The sequence below is a fragment of the Lysobacter sp. GQ73 genome (assembly GCF_059758755.1).
Map to the genome: position 1 here is coordinate 290,155 of NZ_JCAXEE010000003.1, position 13,603 is coordinate 303,757.

Below are 13,603 nucleotides of genomic sequence, written 5' to 3' on the forward strand. Positions count from 1 at the left end.
TCGCAGGCTTGAAAGCGTGGAGATTCGTCTCCACGCCTGATGCAACGAATCGTTTCAACCCGCCGACGCGGGCTGCGTCGGGCGCGATGACGGGTTCCCGCCATCGCCGCAACACCCGAACCACTTCACAATCATAAGCGGCGACGCCGCAAATCCCTTCAATAAACGAGACATCGAAATGGCAGACGATAGAGCACCGCGGGGCCGCGACCGTGATCGCAACCGCGAAGAAATCGACGACGGCATGATCGAGAAGCTGATCGCGGTCAACCGCGTCAGCAAGACGGTCAAGGGCGGTCGCCAGTTCACCTTCACCGCTCTGACGGTGGTGGGCGACGGCAACGGCAAGGTCGGCTTCGGCTACGGCAAGGCGCGCGAAGTGCCGGTCGCGATCCAGAAGTCGATGGAATACGCCCGCAAGGCGATGAACAACGTGGACCTCAACGGCGGCACCTTGTGGCACGCGGTCAAGTCGGGCCACGGCGCGGCGCATGTGTACATGCAGCCGGCGTCGGAAGGTACCGGCGTGATCGCCGGCGGCGCGATGCGCGCCGTGCTCGAAGCGGTCGGCGTCAAGAACGTGTTGGCCAAGGCCACCGGTTCGCGTAACCCGATCAACCTGGTTCGCGCCACGCTGAAGGGTCTGACCGGCATGCACTCGCCGGCCAAGATCGCTGCCAAGCGCGGCAAGAAGGTGGAGGATCTGCACCATGGCTAAGGCCGAAAACAAGGCCGTCGAAGGCGGCACCGTCACCGTGCGCCTGGTCAAGGGCATGCGCGGTTGCCAGGCCCGTCACCGCCTGTCGGTGAGGGCGCTCGGCCTGAACAAGCTCAACGACGTGCGCGTGCTGAAAGACAGCCCGCAGGTTCGTGGTCTGATCAACACGGTCCACTACCTGGTTCAGGTCGAGGGCTAAGGAGAACATCATGCGTCTCAACACACTCAAGCCGGCTGACGGCGCCCGCGAAGACCGCAAGCGCGTCGGTCGCGGTATCGGTTCCGGCCTCGGCAAGACCGCCGGCCGCGGCCACAAGGGTTCGTTCGCCCGTTCGGGCAAGGGCAAGATCAAGGCCGGTTTCGAAGGCGGCCAGATGCCCATGCAGCGTCGCCTGCCGAAGATCGGCTTCCGCTCCAAGCTGAAGAACGACACGGCCGAAGTGCTGCTGTACCAGCTGGACAAGCTGGATGCCGGCGACGTCGATTTTGCCGCCCTCAAGGCCGCCAAGCTCGTTCCGAGCTCGGCCAAGCAGGCCAAGATCGTCAAGAAGGGCGAGCTGACCAAGAAGTTCGTACTCAAGGGCGTGCTGGCCACGGCCGGCGCCAAGGCCGCCGTCGAAGCGGCCGGCGGCAAGGTCGAGGAGTAAACGACGCATGGCGCGGAGCGGCAACGCGATGGCTGGCCTCGGTGGCGGGCTCGGTAAGTTCACCGAGCTCCGTCAGCGTTTGCTGTTCGTGATCGGCGCTTTGATCGTCTATCGCATCGGTAGCTACATCCCGGTGCCCGGCGTCAACCCGCAGGCGATGGTCGAGTTCATGTCGACCAAGCAGGGCACGATCGTGGACATGTTCAACATGTTCTCGGGCGGCGCCCTGCATCGTTTCAGCTTGTTCGCACTGAACGTGATGCCGTACATCTCGGCCTCGATCATCGTGCAGCTGCTGGTGCAGATCGTGCCCAGCCTGAAAGCCATCCAGAAGGAAGGCGAATCGGGCCGGCGCAAGATCAACCAGTGGTCGCGCATGGGTGCGATCCCGCTGGCGGTGTTCCAGGCCTGGGGCATCGCCGCCGGCCTGCAGTCGAGCATGGCGCCGAACGGCGTGCCGGTGGTGTACGCGCCGGGCATGGGCTTCATCCTGACCGCCGTGATCGCGTTGACCGCGGGCACGATGTTCCTGATGTGGCTCGGCGAGCAGATCACCGAACGCGGTATCGGCAACGGCGTCTCCCTGATCATCTTCGCCGGCATCGTCGCGGGCCTGCCCGCCGCGGTCCTGCAGATGTTCGAGCAGATCCGCAACGGCGACATGAGCGCCATCGCGGCGATCGCGATCATCGCCCTGGTCGTCGGCTTCACCTATCTGGTGGTGTTCGTCGAGCGCGGTCAGCGCCGGATCACGGTCAATTACGCCCGTCGCCAAGGCGGCCGTAACGCCTACATGAACCAGGCCTCGTTCCTGCCGCTGAAGCTCAACATGTCGGGCGTGATCCCGGCGATCTTCGCCTCGAGCATCGTGATGTTCCCGGCGACGGCAGCGACCTGGTTCGCCCAGAACAACAGCGGCAGCGGTTTCTCCGGCTTCCTGCAGCGCCTCAGCCAGTGGTTGAACCCGGGTGAACCGGTTCACATGATCCTGTATGCTGGCCTGATCATCGGCTTCGCGTTCTTCTACACGGCGCTGGTGTTCAATTCGCAGGAAACCGCCGACAACCTCAAGAAGTCGGGCGCGCTGATCCCGGGCATCCGTCCCGGCAAGGCCACCGCGGACTACGTTGACGGCGTGCTGACTCGCCTTACGGCGGCTGGCGCGATTTACCTGGTGATCGTCTGCCTCCTTCCGGAGGTCATGCGCACCCAACTGGGAACCTCGTTCTACTTCGGCGGCACCTCGTTGCTGATCGTCGTGGTCGTGGTGATGGATTTCATCGCTCAAATCCAGGCTCATCTGATGTCGCATCAGTACGAAAGCCTGTTGAAGAAAGCGAACTTGAAGGGCGGCTCGCGCGGCGGTCTCGCGCGCGGGTGAGTCGGGACCGTTCCGCGCGCCAGAGTAGCGCGCGGGGCTGGGGAGGCAGGTCATCGCCTTGTTCAGCCAGTTCAGATTCGTCGCCGGAGCATGGGCACACTCCCCATGCCGTGGTTCCGTGGCACCTTTGGTGCCGCGGGGCTTCCTATTAACCCGAGACCTAGATATAATTTCCAGTTCACTCCGCCAGGATTAATCCGTCCTGGCCGCCAAATCAGTTGGAGATCGCCTTATGGCGCGTATTGCGGGCGTTAATTTGCCTGCCCAGAAGCATGTCTGGGTTGGCCTGCAAAGCATTTTCGGCATCGGCCGTACCCGTTCGAAGCAAGTCTGCGAGTCCGCAGGCGTCACTTCGACGACCAAAATCCGTGACCTGTCCGAGCCGGAAGTCGAGCGCTTGCGCGCCGAAGTCGGCAAGTTCGTGGTCGAAGGCGACCTGCGTCGCGAGGTCGGTATTGCGATCAAGCGTTTGATGGACCTGGGCTGCTACCGCGGCCTGCGTCACCGCCGCGGCTTGCCGCTGCGTGGTCAGCGCACGCGTACCAATGCACGTACCCGCAAGGGTCCGCGCAAGGCCATCAAGAAGTAAGGGACCCATACCATGGCCAAGCCGGCAGCTGCCAAGACCAAGAAGAAGATCAAGCGAGTCGTCACCGACGGCATCGCCCACGTCCACGCTTCTTTCAACAACACCATCATCACGATCACCGACCGCCAGGGCAACGCGCTCTCGTGGGCGACCTCGGGCGGCGCGGGTTTCCGCGGTTCCCGCAAGTCGACCCCGTTCGCCGCCCAGGTGGCAGCCGAAAAGGCTGGCCGTGCTGCGCTCGACTACGGCGTCAAGTCGCTGGAAGTGCGCATCAAGGGCCCGGGTCCGGGTCGCGAGTCCGCCGTGCGTTCGCTGAACAACGTCGGATACAAGATCATCAACATCATCGACGTGACGCCCATCCCGCACAACGGGTGCCGTCCGCCGAAAAAGCGTCGCGTCTGAGGAGCTGAAGAAAAATGGCTCGTTATATTGGCCCCACCTGTAAGCTCGCTCGTCGCGAAGGCGCCGACCTTGGTCTGAAGTCGTCCGCCCGCGCGCTCGACTCGAAGTGCAAGCTCGAGCAAAAGCCCGGCCAGCATGGCCCCACCGCCCGCAAGGGCAAGCTGTCCGACTACGCCACCCAGCTTCGCGAGAAGCAGAAGGTCAAGCGTATCTACGGTCTGCTGGAGCGTCAGTTCCGCAACTACTACAAGAAGGCCTCGACCAAGAAGGGCAACACCGGCGAGAACCTGCTGCAGTTGCTGGAGACCCGTCTCGACAACGTCGTCTACCGCATGGGCTTCGCCGTGACCCGCCCGGCCGCCCGCCAGCTGGTTTCGCACCGTGGCGTCACGGTCAACGGCAAGTCGGTCAACCTCCCGTCGTACCAGGTCAAGGCCGGCGACGCGATCGCGTTGTCCGAGCGCGCCCAGAAGCAGCTTCGCGTGCAGGAATCCCTGACCGTGTCGTCGCAGATGGACCTGTCGCCGTCGTGGGTCGAGGTCGACAACAAGAAGTTCAGCGGCGTGTTCAAGGCGGTTCCGGATCGTGCGGACCTGCCGGCCGACATCAACGAAGCGCTGATCGTCGAGTTGTACAGCAAGTAATAGTGCAGGGCGCTGCCGATCCCCCGGGGCCGGCAATACCCGCAACCCAGGTCGATGCGCCAGGCGCATCGGCCGCTCCCTCGAACAGAGGGGGCTCCAAGAGCTAAAGCCTCCCGTCGCCCCCCGGCGGAGGTCATTGGAGACACCGAAACATGACGGTTACCGCCAACCAGGTACTGCGCCCGCGCGGTCCGCAGATCGAACGCCTCACTGGCAATCGCGCGAAAGTCGTGATCGAGCCGTTGGAGCGCGGTTACGGCCACACGCTGGGCAACGCGCTGCGTCGCGTGCTGCTGTCGTCGATCCCGGGTTTCGCCATCACCGAGGTCGAAATCGACGGCGTGTTGCATGAGTACACCACGGTCGAAGGTCTGGAAGAGGACGTGCTGGAGGTTCTGCTGAACCTCAAGGACGTCGCGATCCGCATGCACACCGGCGACGCTTCCACGCTGTCGCTGGCCAAGCAGGGTCCCGGCATCGTCACCGCCGGCGACATCAAGACCGACCATAACGTCGAAATCCTCAACACCGACCATGTGATCTGCCACCTGACCAAGGATACGGCACTCAACATGCGTCTGAAGATCGAGCGTGGCTTCGGCTACCAGCCGGCGGCTTCGCGCCGTCGTCCGGACGAAGAAACCCGTGCGATCGGCCGCCTGATGCTCGACGCCAGCTTCTCGCCGGTCCGTCGCGTCGCCTACGCGGTGGAAGCCGCGCGCGTCGAACAGCGCACCGATCTCGACAAGCTCGTGCTCGACATCGAAACCAACGGCACGATCGACGCCGAGGAAGCCGTGCGCACCGCCGCCGACATCCTCACCGATCAGCTGTCGGTGTTCGGCGACTTCACCCACCGCGATCGCGGTGCGCAGAAGCCGGCCACCAGCGGCATCGATCCGATCCTGCTGCGTCCGATCGACGACCTCGAACTGACCGTTCGTTCGGCCAACTGCCTCAAGGCCGAGAGCATCTACTACGTCGGCGATCTGATCCAGAAGACCGAAGTCGAACTGCTCAAGACCCCGAACCTCGGCAAGAAGTCGCTCACCGAGATCAAGGAAGTGCTGGCTCAGCGCGGCCTGTCCCTCGGCATGAAGCTGGAAAACTGGCCGCCCGCCGGCATCGCCTCGCACGGGATGATGGGCTAAGGCCCAGCCTGGCTCGCGCGGCATCGCCGCGCGGCTTGGGCGAAGGCCCTGCGCGCTGCGCAGGGCCGGGAACGAAAAGAAATCCACGCCGAAGCTCAGCCGAAGCGTGGATTTCTGATTAGAAGCAACACCGCAACACATGCCGACGGACCCAGAAGTCCGCGGCTCTCCGGTCAGGGAAGGCCGGTTCGGACCACCCGCAGTCCAATGCTCCAACGCCTGGATGGCGACAGCGATCTCCAACAGTTACGACATTCATCAGGAATCCCAACCATGCGCCACCAGAAATCCGGCCGTAAGTTCAGCCGCACCAGTGCTCACCGCGACGCCATGTTCACCAACATGGCCGCTTCGCTGATCAAGCACGGTCTCATCCGCACCACCCTGCCGAAGGCGAAGGAGCTGCGTCGCGTCGCCGAGCCGCTCATCACCCTCGCCAAGAAGGACGGCGTCGCCAACCGCCGCCTGGCCTTCTCGCGCCTGCGCGACAAGGAAGCCGTCGGCACCCTGTTCGTCGAACTCGGCCCGCGTTACGCCTCGCGTCCGGGCGGTTACCTGCGCATCCTCAAGTGCGGTTTCCGCGCTGGCGACAATGCGCCGATGGCCTACGTCGAGCTGGTCGATCGTCCGCAAGCCGCGGCCGAGTGATCGCCGGCGCCGGGCGACCGGCGCTGCGATGCGACAAGCAAGCCAACAGGCAGGCGACCGGCGACGGTCGCGTGCCCAGCTAGCGAAGCCCCGGCCCCGGCCGGGGTTTTTGCTTTTCGGCGACGGTTACGTCGGCAACGGTTACGGCGGTAATGATCAGGGCAGGCGGGCTGCGGAAGAGGGTTTCGGGCGGGCGACCGGTCTCGCGACGCAACTTTCCCGGCCCGGCGCAGTCGATGTTGCTGCGACGAAACGCCACGTTGCGTAGCGACATGCCTATCCGACATTGGCACGACCCGACCCAGACCCGTATGGTGTGAACATGAACCCCTTCAAAGCCTCTTTCCGGACCCAGTACCTGCTCGGCTTCCTGGCCTGCACCGGCCTGCTTGCGTACGCGTTCTACCTGCAGCTGTACCAGCATCTCGAACCCTGCCCGCTGTGCATCTTCCAGCGCGTGGCCTTCTTCGCGCTCGGCCTGGTGTTCCTGGCCGGTGCCGTGCATGGCCCGAAGAGCGCCGGCGGGCGCCGCACCTACGGCGTGCTGGCCCTGCTGGCCTCGCTCGGCGGCATCGCCGTCGCCGGCAATCACGTGCGCCTGCAGCACCTGCCGCCGGATCAGGTCCCGGCCTGCGGCCCGGGCCTGGATTACATGCTCGATGCGATGCCGATCGCCGGGGTGATCCGCAAGGTCATGACCGGTTCCGGCGAATGCGCCGCGGTCGACTGGAGCTTCCTCGGCCTGGCCATGCCGGCCTGGAGCCTGATCTGCTTCGTCGTGCTGGCGGTCTGGGCGGCCTATGCCGCGTTCCGCCGTCGTTGATTCAATAGAGTCCTGACTGGACAGAGCCATCCCGCCTCACTCGATCCCCACCGCAGCCCCCAACTGGAAACCAAGGAAATGAGCGCCTCCGATCGCAACCTGCGTGCCGTCAACCTTCCCGCCGACTGGACGCCCACGTCCTGGCGCGAGCGCACCGCATTGCAGTTGCCGAATTATCCGGACGCGGCCGAGCTGGAATCCGCGTTGCAGGAACTGCGTCATCTGCCGCCGCTGGTGACTTCGTGGGAGATCCTCTCGCTCAAGCAGCAGCTCGCCGAGGCGCAGGAAGGCAAGCGCTTCCTGCTGCAGGGCGGCGACTGCGCCGAGAGCTTCGACCAGTGTTCCTCGGACGTGATCTCCAACCGCCTCAAGGTGCTGCTGCAGATGAGCCTGGTGCTCGTCCACGGCATGCGCAAGCCGGTGGTGCGCGTCGGCCGTTTCGCCGGCCAGTACGCCAAGCCGCGTTCGGCCGACACCGAGACCATCGACGGGATCACCCTGCCGAGCTACCGCGGCGACATGGTCAACGCGCCGGCCTTCAACGAGGCCGCGCGCAAGCCCGACCCGCGCCGCATGATCAAGGCGCATGCGCGCTCGGCGATGACGATGAACTTCGTCCGCGCCCTGATCGACGGCGGTTTCGCCGACCTGCACCATCCCGAGTACTGGAACCTGAATTGGGTCGGCCATTCGCCGCTGGCCGACGAGTACCGGCGCATGGTCAACGCCATCGGCGATGCGGTGCGCTTCATGGAAACCTTGTCGGGTTCGGAAGTGCACAACCTCAACCGGGTCGACTTCTATACCTCGCACGAGGCCTTGCTGCTGCCGTACGAAGAGTCCTTGACCCGGCAGGTGCCGCGTCACTGGGGCTTCTTCAACCTCAGCACCCATTACCCGTGGATCGGCATGCGCACCGCCGCGGTCGACGGCGCCCATGCCGAGTATTTCCGTGGCATCCGCAACCCGATCGCGCTCAAGGTCGGCCCGACGGTGACGCCGGACCAACTGCTGCGCACCATCGACCTGCTCAACCCCGAGGACGAGCCCGGCCGCCTGACCTTCATCCACCGCATGGGCGCGAGCCACATCGCCGAGAAGCTGCCGCCGCTGCTCGACGCGATGCGTCGCGACGGCCGTCGCGTGCTGTGGGTCTGCGACCCGATGCACGGCAACACCGAGAGCACCAGCAACGGCTACAAGACCCGTCGCTTCCGCAACATCCGCGCCGAGATCGAGACTTCGTTCGAACTGCACGCGGCCGCCGGAACCCGCATGGGTGGCGTGCATCTGGAACTGACCGGCGAAGACGTGACCGAGTGCCTCGGCGGCGCACGCGAACTGACCGAGAGCGATCTCGACCGCGCCTACCGCTCCACCGTCGACCCGCGCCTGAACTACGAACAGGCGCTGGAAGTGGCGATGCTGATCGTGCGCAAGCAGGCGCAGATCGCCGCGCCGGCCTGAGGTTTCGCCCAGGCATCGGCCGACGTGCCCGCAAGACGAAAACCCGCCGCAAGGCGGGTTTTTGTTTTGTTGAGTGCGGCGGTGGTTGAAGACGCCGGCGACGTGGAGCGGACGGTCGCGGCTTGCGCCGCTCCTACCCACAGCAGCGTCGAAGTCGCCGGCTTGGTCCGTTGCTGTTGCTGCCGACGTTGCCGTTGCCGTTGCCGTTGCCGTAGCCGTTGCCCTAGCCGTTGCTTTGCGTCGCTTCGCCCTGGCGAAGGCAATCGAAGACCCGGAGGGCGGCCCGCACGGATGCGGGCCGTTTTTCATCGGGACAGGGAGGTCCCGTATGAAAAATCACCGCGGATGCACCGCTCGTGCGGGCCCGTGATTCAAAACAAAGCAACTTCTTTGGTTACCTTTCTTTTGTTGCTTTAGACAAAAGAAAGTAACCCGCCGCTTTAGTGGCGGAAGCTTTGGGTTTGATCTTGATCCTGATTTCGTTCGAGTGAGCGATGCGCCGTAAGACCGTCACAGCGATGTCGCGGCTTGCATCGCTCCTGCCCCTTGCGAACGCGCGCCGCTTCGACGGATGACGACGGCCTTGTTACTTCTGCGCGTCCTGCGGTCGCGACTCACGTCGCTCCTACAGAGAGACCCAACGGCGAAGCGAGACCGAGGCATGCCGGTCGCGGCTTGCGCCGCTCCTACCCCTGGCGAACGCGCGCCGCCTCGACGGATGACGACGGCCTTGTTACTTCTGCGCGTCCCGCGGTCGCGACTCACGTCGCTCCTACACGGGCGACCCTGCGAATCCATCCACTGTAGGAGCGGCGTGAGCCGCGACCACACGACGCGCAGCGCCGACAACGCCGACACCATTCGCCGAGACGGCGCTCCGTCGCAGGATAGGAGCGGCGTGAGCCGCGACCGCTACACCGCACGGCGCGACGCCACACCATCGCAGACTCCAACCCCAACCCCAACCCCAACCCCAACCCCAACCCCAACTCCAACTCCAACTCCAACTCCACCCAGCGCAACCGCGCCTCAACCTCAGGGATTCACGGTCGCCCGATACTTCGGCGCGGTGCGCGCACGGGTCAGTTGCTCGAACGCATAGCCCAGCGACAGCAGCTTCGCGTCGCTCCAGCGCCGCCCCATGAAGACCAGGCCGACCGGCAGGCCGGAGGCTTCGCCGAGCGGCACGGTCAGACTCGGGTATCCGGCCACCGCGGCGGCGCCCCAGCTCGCGCCGCCGAAGGGGTCCCCGTTGACGGCGTCGACCATGAAGGCCGGGGTCGTCGCGACCGCTATCAGCGCGTCGAGCTTGTGCCGCTTCATCACCGCGTCGATGCCTTGCGCGCCGGCCAGCTGGCGCGCGCGGGCCGCGGCCTTGCGATAGGCGGGGTCCTTGAGGCTGCCCTTCTGGTTGGCTTGTTCGAGCAGTTCCTGTTCGAAGTAGGGCATCTCGGTCGCGGCGTTGGCGCGGTTGAAGGCGATCAGCTCGGTCAGGGTCTTGACCGGTGCGTCGTGCTCGCGCAGGTAGCGCTCGACGCCGTCCTTGAACTCGTACAGCAGCACTTCGAACTCGGCCGCGTCCCACTGCCCGGCGGTCGGGATCCGCACCTCGACGATGGTGGCGCCGGCATCGCGCATGCCCGTGAAGCTGCGCTCAAGCACCGCGTCGATCGCCGCAGGCGTCTTGACCCCGGATTCGCGGATGAACCCGAGGCGGGCGCCGCGCAAGGACTCGGCATCGAGCGCGGCGACGTAGTCGTCGATGCGTTTGCCGGCGGCGGCCTGCGCGGCGCTATCGCCGCCGGCCTCGGCCGCGGCGAGCACGCTCAGCAGCTGCGCCGCGTCGGCGACGCTGCGCGCCATCGGGCCGGCACTGTCCTGACTGTGCGAGATCGGGATGATTCCGGCGCGACTGACCAGGCCGACGCTGGGCTTGAAGCCGACCAGGCCGTGCATCGCCGCCGGGCACAGGATGCTGCCGTCGGTCTCGGTGCCGACGCCGATCGTGGCCAGGCTGGCGGCGATCGCCGCGCCGGTGCCGCTGCTGGAACCGCAGGCGGTGCGGTCGAGCGCGTAGGGGTTGCGGGTCAGCCCGCCGCGGCCGCTCCAGCCGGAGATCGAGCGCGACGAGCGGAAGTTGGCCCACTCGCTGAGGTTGGTCTTGCCGAGGATCACCGCGCCGGCCTGGCGCAGCCCGGCGACCAGCGGCGCGTCCTGCGCCGGGCGATGCGCGGCCAAGGCCAGCGAGCCGGCCGAATTGACCATCGGGGTGGCGTCGATGTTGTCCTTGACCAATACCGCGATGCCGTGCAGCGGGCCGCGCAGCCGGCCGGCCTTGCGCTCTTCGTCGAGCGCGCGCGCCTCGGCCAGCGCGTTCGGATTGAGTTCGATCACCGCGTTGAGCCGCGGCCCGTCGTCGTCGAGCGCGGCGATGCGGTCGAGGTAGGCCTGGGTCAGCCGGACGCTGCTGACGTCGCCTGAGGCCATGCGCGCGGCCAGGGTCGCGCTGTCGGCTTCGGTGATTCGCAGTGGGTCGGCCGGCAGGAAACCGCGCGGCATGGCGCTCGGCGCGACCGGGCGGGTCGGGCGCGGCGCGCCGTTGCCCGCGCAGCCGGCGACGGCCAGGACGAGCGCGACGGCGCTCAGGCGCAGCGCGAGCGTGGCGGACATGGCGAATTCCTGCGGGGACTCGGGCGAGTATGCGCGCGCGCACGGGCCTGGGCGAGGCAGGTTCTTCTCCGCTGGCGCCGCGCAGACCGCCGTTCGGCCGGATGGAGGCCGCCCGACGCGAATACTGTCCCAACACCGCAGCGGACGCCGGCGCCTCGCCGATACCTGCGCGCAGGCGGGGCTCAGGGCGTGCCGCGGCCCGCGGGGCGGGTCTTGCGGTAGACGAACTCCGGCGCCGGCGCCTGCGATTCGCGCTCGGCCAGTTCGCGTACCGCGGCATGATCGGGCGAGCGATCGCAGACCGGGTCGAGGGTGTCGGCGCGTCCGCTCAAGGCCAGCGCCTGGCAGCGGCAACCGCCCCAGTCGATTTCGCGGCGGTCGCAGCCGCGGCAGGGTTCCGGCATCCAGTCGGTGCCGCGATAACGCTGGAAGGCGACCGACTCGCGCCAGATCTCGCCGAGGTTGCGTTCGCGCACCGAATCGAACTGCAGTTCGGCGATGGTCTCGGCGGCGTGGCAGGGCAGGACCTTGCCTTCCGGAGTGATGTTGACGAAGCGCTGCGCCCAGCCGCCCATGCAGGCCTTGGGGCGGCGCGCGTAGTAATCGGGGGTGACGTAGTCGATGGTCAGCGTGCCGCGCAGGCGTTGGCGCGCGTCCTCGACCACCGCGGTGACCGCATCGAGCTGCGCCCGGGTCGGCATCAGTGCGGCGCGGTTCTTCAGGCCCCAGCCGTAGTACTGGGTGTGCGCGACTTCGAGCCGGCCGGCACCGAGCTCGAGCGCGAGTTCGATCATCGCCGCGACGCGCTCGGCGTTATGGCGATGGACCACCGCGTTGAGGGTCAGCGGCAGGCCGAGTTCGCCGCACCAGCGCGCCAGGGCGAGCTTGCGCCGATGGCTGCCGGCATAACCGGCGATACGGTCGGCGCCGCGTTCCTCGCTGTCCTGGATGCTCAGCTGCAGATGGTCGAGGCCGGCCTGTTGCAGGCCGAGCAAGCGCTCGCGGTCGACGCCGACGCCGGAAGTGATCAGATTGCAGTACAGGCCCAGCGAACGCGCATGCCGCAGCAGCTCGGGCAAGTCCTTGCGCAGGGTCGGCTCGCCGCCGGAGAAATGCACCTGCAGCACGCCGAGCTCTGCGGCTTCGCCGAGCACGCGCAACCAGTCGGCGGTCGCCAGTTCTTCGCGCAGGCCGACCAGTTGCAACGGGTTGGAGCAGTACGGACAGGACAACGGGCAACGGTGAGTGAGTTCGAGCAGCACCGCGAGCGGCGGCGCCGGCACGCGTTCGGCGTGCGGCGACGGTACCGGCGGGGCGGCGACGGCGCTCATGAGGCCGGCGCGGCGACCGCGAGCATGCGCTTGTCGAGCAGACTGGCGAACAGTTCGAGCACGTCGTCGCGGACCTGGCCGGCGTCGGCGTCGTACTCGACCGCGAGCGCGGCGACGATGGTGTCGACGTCGGCGGCGCCGTCGACGCGGGCGAGCACGGCATGGGCGATCTCGTCGAGTTCGACCACGCGTTCGGGCGCGAGCAGCACCCATTGTTCGCGCGCGCGGTCGTGTTGCAGACGCACGCCGGCGGGGAAGCGCGGCACCGCGCGGGCATCGATCGTCGCGCTCATGCGCCGGGCTCCAATGTGGAGTGCGGGGCGGGCTCCGGCTCTGGGCGGAATGCGCCCGGCGGAATCAGGTCGACGCGGCCTTCGGGCGCGTGGGCGACATAGGCCAGGTAAAGCGCGTCGAGCATCGACCACAGCACCTCGCACTTGAAGCGCAGCGCCGCGCAGACCGCGTCCTGCTGCTCGCGGGTGCGCGCATGGCGTTTGACGTAGTCGAGGGCGAAGTGGGCGTCCTGCGGCGCCTGGTGCAGGCGCGAATCGAAGTAGGCCAGCGCCGGCTTCGAGACGAAATCGTAGTGGGCGAGCATGCCGGCGACGCGCTGGCCGATGATGTTCGGCGCGAACAACTCGGTCAGCGACGAGGCGATGGCTTCGAGCAGGCTGCGTTCGCGCACGAAGTGGATATAGGCCTGGACCGCGAAACGCGTCGCCGGCAACAGGCCGCGTCCGGACTCGACCAATGCGCGGTCGAGGCCGAGCGCTTCGGTCAGGTGCAGCCAGCGTGCGATGCCGCCGTCGCCGGCGCGTTCGCCGTCGTGGTCGACGATGCGCTGGCGCCAGATGCGGCGCAGGTCGGGGTCTTCGATGCGGGCGAGCAGAGCGGCGTCCTTGAGCGGGATGCAGCGCTGGTACTCGAAACGGTTGAGCGCCCAGGCCTGGACCTGGCCGCGGTTCAGACGGCCGCCGTGCAGCAGGGCGTGGAAGGGGTGCCGGTCGTGATACCGCTCGGCGCCGATCGCACGCAGCCGCGCCTCCAACTGCGCCGGCGTCAGCAGCGCGTCGCCGGCGCTGCGCGGCTCGGACGGATCGGTTTCGATGGCGTGCGCGTTCACAGCCCG

At 66.8% G+C, this 13,603-nt stretch carries 15 protein-coding genes; 11 read left to right on the top strand and 4 right to left on the bottom strand.

Annotation, left to right across the window (positions count from 1 at the left end; all coding sequences use genetic code 11):
- Positions 1–178: 178 nt before the first annotated feature.
- The 11 genes from rpsE (at position 179) to AC6CH2_RS11245 (ending at position 8,473) form a co-directional block, all read left to right on the top strand.
- The gene (rpsE, locus tag AC6CH2_RS11195; RefSeq protein WP_435395117.1) at positions 179–718 is read left to right on the top strand and encodes a 30S ribosomal protein S5; all 540 of its coding nucleotides are present in this window, start codon (positions 179–181) and stop codon (positions 716–718) included.
- Positions 711–917, top strand: coding sequence for a 50S ribosomal protein L30 (gene rpmD / locus AC6CH2_RS11200; protein ID WP_498269293.1), 207 nt, complete (start codon positions 711–713; stop codon positions 915–917). The genes rpsE and rpmD overlap by 8 nt, the downstream gene beginning before the upstream one ends.
- Positions 918–927: 10 nt before the next feature.
- The gene (gene rplO, locus AC6CH2_RS11205; RefSeq protein ID WP_031373817.1) at positions 928–1,365 is read left to right on the top strand and encodes a 50S ribosomal protein L15; all 438 of its coding nucleotides are present in this window, start codon (positions 928–930) and stop codon (positions 1,363–1,365) included.
- A gap of 7 nt (positions 1,366–1,372) precedes the next feature.
- Positions 1,373–2,746, top strand: a complete 1,374-nt coding sequence (gene secY, locus AC6CH2_RS11210; protein WP_031373816.1) for a preprotein translocase subunit SecY — start codon at positions 1,373–1,375, stop codon at positions 2,744–2,746.
- 232 nt (positions 2,747–2,978) lie between these two features.
- Entirely contained in the window at positions 2,979–3,335 is a 357-nt protein-coding gene (gene rpsM, locus AC6CH2_RS11215; protein ID WP_031373815.1) for a 30S ribosomal protein S13, read from the top strand.
- 12 nt (positions 3,336–3,347) lie between these two features.
- Positions 3,348–3,740 carry a 30S ribosomal protein S11 gene (rpsK, locus tag AC6CH2_RS11220; protein WP_031373814.1) on the top strand — a complete coding sequence of 131 codons (393 nt, stop codon included), beginning with the start codon at positions 3,348–3,350 and terminating at the stop codon, positions 3,738–3,740.
- Between the two features lie 14 nt (positions 3,741–3,754).
- Positions 3,755–4,384, top strand: a complete 630-nt coding sequence (rpsD, locus tag AC6CH2_RS11225) for a 30S ribosomal protein S4 (protein WP_031373813.1) — start codon at positions 3,755–3,757, stop codon at positions 4,382–4,384.
- 152 nt (positions 4,385–4,536) lie between these two features.
- The gene (locus AC6CH2_RS11230; RefSeq protein WP_031373812.1) at positions 4,537–5,535 is read left to right on the top strand and encodes a DNA-directed RNA polymerase subunit alpha; all 999 of its coding nucleotides are present in this window, start codon (positions 4,537–4,539) and stop codon (positions 5,533–5,535) included.
- Between the two features lie 273 nt (positions 5,536–5,808).
- On the top strand, positions 5,809–6,183 hold the full coding sequence (gene rplQ, locus AC6CH2_RS11235) for a 50S ribosomal protein L17 (RefSeq protein ID WP_031373811.1): 375 nt from the start codon (positions 5,809–5,811) through the stop codon (positions 6,181–6,183).
- A gap of 322 nt (positions 6,184–6,505) precedes the next feature.
- Positions 6,506–7,006: a disulfide bond formation protein B gene (locus AC6CH2_RS11240; protein WP_435395116.1), complete on the top strand. Its 501-nt coding sequence runs from the start codon at positions 6,506–6,508 to the stop codon at positions 7,004–7,006.
- 78 nt (positions 7,007–7,084) lie between these two features.
- A complete protein-coding gene (locus AC6CH2_RS11245) occupies positions 7,085–8,473 on the top strand; it encodes a class II 3-deoxy-7-phosphoheptulonate synthase (RefSeq protein ID WP_435395115.1) in 1,389 nt (462 codons plus the stop codon).
- A gap of 1,035 nt (positions 8,474–9,508) precedes the next feature.
- Here AC6CH2_RS11245 and AC6CH2_RS11250 read toward each other — a convergent pair.
- From AC6CH2_RS11250 to pqqC, 4 genes are all read right to left on the bottom strand, one after another.
- Complete coding sequence (locus AC6CH2_RS11250) at positions 9,509–11,143, bottom strand: amidase (protein WP_498269294.1); 1,635 nt, start codon at positions 11,141–11,143, stop codon at positions 9,509–9,511.
- A gap of 182 nt (positions 11,144–11,325) precedes the next feature.
- Complete coding sequence (gene pqqE, locus AC6CH2_RS11255) at positions 11,326–12,474, bottom strand: pyrroloquinoline quinone biosynthesis protein PqqE (RefSeq protein ID WP_498269295.1); 1,149 nt, start codon at positions 12,472–12,474, stop codon at positions 11,326–11,328.
- The gene (gene pqqD / locus AC6CH2_RS11260) at positions 12,471–12,767 is read right to left on the bottom strand and encodes a pyrroloquinoline quinone biosynthesis peptide chaperone PqqD (protein ID WP_498269296.1); all 297 of its coding nucleotides are present in this window, start codon (positions 12,765–12,767) and stop codon (positions 12,471–12,473) included. Before pqqD ends, pqqE begins: the two co-directional genes overlap by 4 nt.
- Positions 12,764–13,582 carry a pyrroloquinoline-quinone synthase PqqC gene (gene pqqC, locus AC6CH2_RS11265; RefSeq protein WP_498269531.1) on the bottom strand — a complete coding sequence of 273 codons (819 nt, stop codon included), beginning with the start codon at positions 13,580–13,582 and terminating at the stop codon, positions 12,764–12,766. Before pqqC ends, pqqD begins: the two co-directional genes overlap by 4 nt.
- Positions 13,583–13,603: the final 21 nt, after the last annotated feature.